This is a genomic window from Ruegeria sp. D3 (assembly GCF_056534465.1).
On the sequence record NZ_JBQFPK010000041.1, the window covers coordinates 1 to 2,273 of the forward strand.

General features: G+C 55.1%; 1 protein-coding gene and 1 pseudogene. Both read left to right on the plus strand.

Annotated elements, in window-relative coordinates:
- Positions 1-153: 153 nt before the first annotated feature.
- Positions 154-1,283, plus strand: a protein-coding gene (locus ACR0DX_RS22650; protein ID WP_480426400.1) for an IS3 family transposase whose coding sequence is annotated in 2 segments (ribosomal slippage) — positions 154-397 and positions 397-1,283 — 1,131 coding nt in all. Because the reading frame shifts where the segments join, the coding sequence is not laid out codon by codon here.
- Positions 1,284-1,321: 38 nt separating this feature from the next.
- Positions 1,322-1,804: pseudogene (locus ACR0DX_RS22655) on the plus strand (transposase); the annotation flags it as partial.
- Positions 1,805-2,273 lie beyond the last annotated feature (469 nt).

A 2,273-nucleotide genomic window follows, 5' to 3' on the forward strand; every position in this document is an offset into this window, starting at 1 on the left:
CCAGCACGTCTGCGCTGTTCATCTTCGGCTTGACCGCTACGCAGAGCGCCTCACGGGTATACTCATCCAGCACCGTCAGCATCTTGTAGCTGGACCTGTCACGGTTTGATGCCGCTCCTTTGATAGCATCTACTGCAGCAAAGGAGACTGACTATGGGACTGAAACGGACGGCCGAATTCCGGCAAGATGCGGTGCGTATCGCATTGACCAGTGGGCTAACACGCAAGCAGGTGGCTGATGATCTAGGTGTCGGGATGTCCACGCTGAACAAATGGATCACAGCGCACCGAGATACAGACGTGGTTTCCAAAGAGGATTTGAGCCTCGCTCAAGAGAATGAGCGACTTCGACGGGAGATCCGGCTCCTCAAGGAGGAGAGGGAAATCCTAAAAAAGGCCACCCAGTTCTTCGCGGGCCTAAAGCAATGAGATTTAGGTTTATCGAAGAACACAGAGCCAGCTTTCCAGCCAACCGGTTATGCGATGTCGTCGGTGTCAGCGCACGCGGTCTGCGTGCCTTCCGCAGCCGCCCTGCCAGTCGCAGACAGCGGTCTGATCTGGTCACGCTGGCGCATATCAAAGAACAGTCACGCCTCAGTTTGGGCAGCTATGGCAGGCCGCGCATGACTGAAGAGTTGAAGGAAATTGGTTTGGCTGTGGGGCATCGTCGCGTTGGTCGCCTGATGCGCCAGAACGGCATATCCGTGTTGAGAACACGCAAGCACAAGGTCACGACAGACAGCGATCACAAGTTCAATATCGCGCCCAACCTACTGGATCGGGACTTCACAGCGGATCAGCCGAACAAGACATGGGCTGGTGACATCAGCTATGTCTGGACCCGTGAAGGCTGGCTTTATCTCGCCGTCATTCTGGACTTGCATTCCCGCCGTGTGATTGGCTGGGCTGTTAGCAATCGGATGAAGCGAGACCTGGCCATCAGGGCGCTGAGAATGGCTATCGCCTTCAGATCACCACCGAAGGACTGCATCCACCACACGGATCGTGGCAGCCAATACTGTTCCCACGATTATCAGAAGATCCTGCGCCAACATGACTTCAAAGTGTCGATGAGCGGCAAAGGCAATTGCTATGATAACGCCGCCGTCGAGACCTTCTTCAAAACGATCAAAGCTGAGCTGATCTGGCGGCGGTCATGGCAAACCCGACGGCAGGCTGAAGCGGCCATCTTCGAATACATCAACGGCTTCTACAATCCGCGCCGCCGACACTCAGCACTGGGCTGGAAAAGTCCCGTCGCCTTCGAATGGAAAGTGGTTTAAACGAGCACTTGGAGCGGCACAAAAACGCGACAGGTCCAGGACGCCCCGACGGCACCTGGACACGCACAGACTTCGAATGGGACGCTGAGCATGATCAATATATCTGCCCAGAGGGTCACGCGCTTAAACAGTTCCGCCGGAATTACTCTGATCCAAACCGGGGGCCGTCGGGCAAGGGCACAGCCCGCTATCGCGCCTTGAAAGAAGTCTGCCAGGTATGTCCGTCCAAACAAAGATGCTGCCCCAACGCTGATGCACGCAAAATCACCCGCGAAGAGCACGAAGATGCGCGCCAGGTCGCCAGAGATCTGGCCAAAACTGAAGAGTACCAGATTGCGATGAAGCTCAGAAAGAAAGTTGAGATGCTCTTCGCCCACCTCAAGCGCATCCTAGGCCTTGGACGGCTCCGATTACGTGGACCGTGCGGCGCAAATGACGAATTCCTCCTCGCCGCCACCGCCCAGAACCTCCGCAAATTGGCGAAAATCTTTCCCGCACCGCAGCAAACGCGAAACGCCTGACCAGAAAGGCGCTCGTGCCGTGCTCAGGTCACCCCATTCTGCGACTGCAACACGTTGTTTTTCAACAGAATCCCAACATAGCGGACTTTGGTCGCTGTGCAGCATTTTTTATAAACGGGCTGATAGTGTTGAAAAACTCGAAAATTCCGATCATGCATTTTCTCGCCAAATTCCATCGCGCCTGAAAAGTCACCCCAGTTTGGACGGAGAAGGCCATGAGCGCGCGGCACGACGGCAATGCCGTGCTTTGGCCGACCCCCTAGCTAAAATTTTCGACCGGCTTTCAACGGCTGGATTTTTCAACACCTTCCGTCAAAAATGGTGTTTTTCAACACTATCGGCTCCCAGCGGACATTCTCTGCTACAAGCCTGAATTGATAGATGATCCCAAACCGGCCATCCGTCAAGGTCACGACGTGTGCAGCTGTGGCATGTCGCGATCCGCTGATTGCGGACATCCAACGAATAT